At 40.4% G+C, this 2,915-nt stretch carries 4 protein-coding genes and 1 pseudogene; 1 reads left to right on the forward strand and 4 read right to left on the reverse strand.

The annotated features are described in order from the left end of the window. On the forward strand, nucleotides 1-411 hold a 411-nt coding region (truD, locus tag NTV63_01980; protein ID MCX6709705.1), incomplete at its 5' end, for a tRNA pseudouridine(13) synthase TruD. 23 nt (nucleotides 412-434) lie between these two features. On the opposite strand, the gene NTV63_01985 is transcribed toward truD, so the two are convergent. From NTV63_01985 to NTV63_02000, 4 genes and pseudogenes are all read right to left on the reverse strand, one after another. Continuing rightward, nucleotides 435-1,115, reverse strand: coding sequence for an NUDIX domain-containing protein (locus NTV63_01985; protein ID MCX6709706.1), 681 nt, complete (start codon nucleotides 1,113-1,115; stop codon nucleotides 435-437). A gap of 63 nt (nucleotides 1,116-1,178) precedes the next feature. Beyond that, nucleotides 1,179-1,538: an NUDIX hydrolase gene (locus NTV63_01990; GenBank protein ID MCX6709707.1), complete on the reverse strand. Its 360-nt coding sequence runs from the start codon at nucleotides 1,536-1,538 to the stop codon at nucleotides 1,179-1,181. Nucleotides 1,539-1,655: 117 nt separating this feature from the next. Beyond that, nucleotides 1,656-2,186: pseudogene (locus tag NTV63_01995) on the reverse strand (nicotinamide-nucleotide adenylyltransferase). Continuing rightward, nucleotides 2,187-2,915: NAD+ synthase (locus tag NTV63_02000; GenBank protein MCX6709708.1), on the reverse strand; the 729-nt coding region annotated here is incomplete at its 5' end.

A 2,915-nucleotide genomic window follows, 5' to 3' on the forward strand; every position in this document is an offset into this window, starting at 1 on the left:
AAGGATTGGTTTGATGAGTGCATTGAGCTCAGCTACAGCAGAGGAATTTTAATATTTCCTAAAAAAGCAGTTGACAGCGGAACAGTTCAGGAGCAAAATCCGATGATTCCGCTCATAGGATTTGGAAGCGAGATGGATGATGAAAAAAGCCCGCTCACTAAAAAAATGAACGCAATCATAAAAAAAATATTGAAAGAGGAGGGAATATCAGAAAGGGATTTCATAATCAATTCCATTCCAGAACTCTCAATGGAAGGGGAGGAAAGGAGCGCATTCTGCGAAATTGAAATGCTCAAGGTGTCTGAGCTTTTAAGCGATGAGGTTAACTCCGGAAAGCAGAAAATCACTCTTTCATTCCGGTTAAAGAAGGCAGCATACGCAACTATAGCAGTAAAAAATTTTTTCTCATAAAAAAGAAATAATCCGGAAAAGGATTATCCTGTAACTCTTTTCTGCGCACGAAAGATTCCCAAATCACCGCTTTTTATGAAAGAATATAGCTTTGCCGGGCGGTGAATCCCAGTCATTTTTGTCTCGTTGTGCTCTTCAAGGATGTTCAGCTTTTTCACATTTTTCCTGAAATTCCTCTTGTCCAGCTTTCTGTCAAGTATTATCTCATAAACTTTCTGAAGCTCGCTTAAGGTGAATTTTTTGGGAAGAAGCCGGAATGCTATGTTTGTGTATTCCACCCTGTTCCTGAGCCTTTCAACAGCATGGCTGATTATCTTTTCATGGTCAAAAGCAAGCTTCGGAAGCTTTTTTATCGGGAACCATGTTGCATCCTTGGCATCTGTTGAAGAGCATAACCTGATTTTTGATGAATCCAAAAGGGCATAATAAACTACAGTTATAACCCTTCCCCTTGGATCCCTTCCGATATCGCCCTTTGTGTAAAGCTGGGCGAGATAGGCATTTTTAACCCCTGTTTCCTCGCAGAGCTCCCTTTCTGCAGCCGCAGATATCTCCTCATCGGGCTTTATGAAACCGCCAGGTATCGCCCAGAAATCCCTGAAAGGCTCAGCGAGCCTTTTTATGAGAAGAACCTCAAGGTTGCTGTTCTGGATTGTAAAGAGGATTATGTCAACTGTTAATGAAATTTTAGAGCCATTTTCCATTTCACATTATGCATTTAATGAAGTTTAAAAACATTTTGGTAAAATTTACACTTATTAAAAACCCTATCTCCCCTTTTCGCTCTCAAGATAGTCCATTAAAATTTTTTCATGGTCAAACGCAAGACATTTTTCCCTTATGAAATTCTCAAGTTCTTTTTCATTTACAACCGCTATTCCCTTGGCATCATCTCCTGCTTTCGGCTCCCCAAATGAATGTGCAACATAGCACACTGAAAGCACATGCTTCCTGCAGTCGCGCTTTGGGTCTGAATAAACTCCGAGAAGCCGCTCAATTTCAACCTCAAGCCCTGTTTCCTCAAACGCTTCCCTTACAGCAGCATCTTCAGCAGTTTCCCCATATTCAATGAAGCCGCCTGGAAGAGCCCAGCCAAACGGCTGATATTTTCTTTCCACAAGAACAATTCCAGCAGAATTACTTTCATTGGAATTGCGGTTGTTATCATAAGGATTTTTGCCAAGATATTTTATTATGATGTCTGCTGCGGGGCTCGGACTTCTCAACAGTTCTTTTTTTGCATATAATTCCCTTATGCGCTCTTCACCGCCAATATTTTCAATGAAATCCGCCACTTCAGAAGGGACAAGAGATTTCCATTTTCCCTCATTTTTTGAAATCATATTCCTGATTGTGGTTGCAGAAACCTCATACCTGCTCACGCTTTCAACTTTATAGCCCTCTTTAAGGAAAAGCTCCCTGACAATCGTGTTTCCAGAATATACAATTTCAAACTCAGGAACATTCTCTTTCACATAGGACACCCATTTTGGAAAGTTGTGGATATCCGGAAGGGGTATTACGATGCTCTGTTTTGATATTCTGTTCTTAAGGACAGAATTAATCATCTCCTTCCTTTCCTCTCCTGTAAAAGGATTCTCTGCTATGTCCTGATCCGGCTTCTTGTGAGAATAATCATACTGGTAGCTTCCTATTGCTATTATGATTTCATCAAGATTTGAGTTTTTATTCATCTCCTCAACAACAGCAAGGTGCCCTATATGAAAAGGCTGGAACCTCCCAATGAAAATTCCCCTCCTTGTTTTTTCAGGCATTTAATCTGCCTCCTGGTTCGGCGGAAAATCTCCAAAATCAAATGAATTGATTTTTGGCGGTTTTGGGGCAATTCTTTTATGCGCTGAATTCCTTATTCTTTTTACAACCATTTCTATTGCAGAATCATCAATTCCCGTTGCGCAATAAATTTCCTTGTCTGAAAGCCCAAGCTCAATCCCCGCAAGAATCAAATCAAGATTGTGATATGTTATCCCAATCTCATCTTCGTCTGTCTGGTTTTCCCAAAGCCCTGCGCTGGGCTTCTTATTAATTATTGGTTCAGGAATTCCAAGATATTTTGCAAGTTCGAAAACCTGGGTTTTGTACAAGCTTCCTATAGGGAAAATATCAGCTCCGCCATCACCAAATTTTGTGAAATACCCAATCATTATCTCAGAGCGGTTTCCTGTCCCGGCCACCAGATAGTTTTTGGAGTTTGCGTATCCGTAAAGGAGAGCCATTCTTATCCGTGGCTTTATGTTTGCATAAGACATTTTCTCATTAAACAATACTGTCTTCCTGAATGAATCAATAATGCCCTCAATAGGTTTTGCCTCATATGAAATTCCTAGATTCTTTGCCAATGAAACTGCATCATCGTAATCAGATTTTGTGTTTGAAGAAGAAGGCATTATCATTCCGTGCACTTTTTCCTTGCCAAGCGCATTTTTTCCTAAAGCTGCAACAACACTGCTGTCAAGCCCTCCTGAAAGTCCAAGGACAATTCC

This window comes from Candidatus Woesearchaeota archaeon, assembly GCA_026394965.1.
In the GTDB taxonomy this organism is placed as follows: domain Archaea; phylum Nanobdellota; class Nanobdellia; order Woesearchaeales; family 0-14-0-80-44-23; genus JAPLZQ01.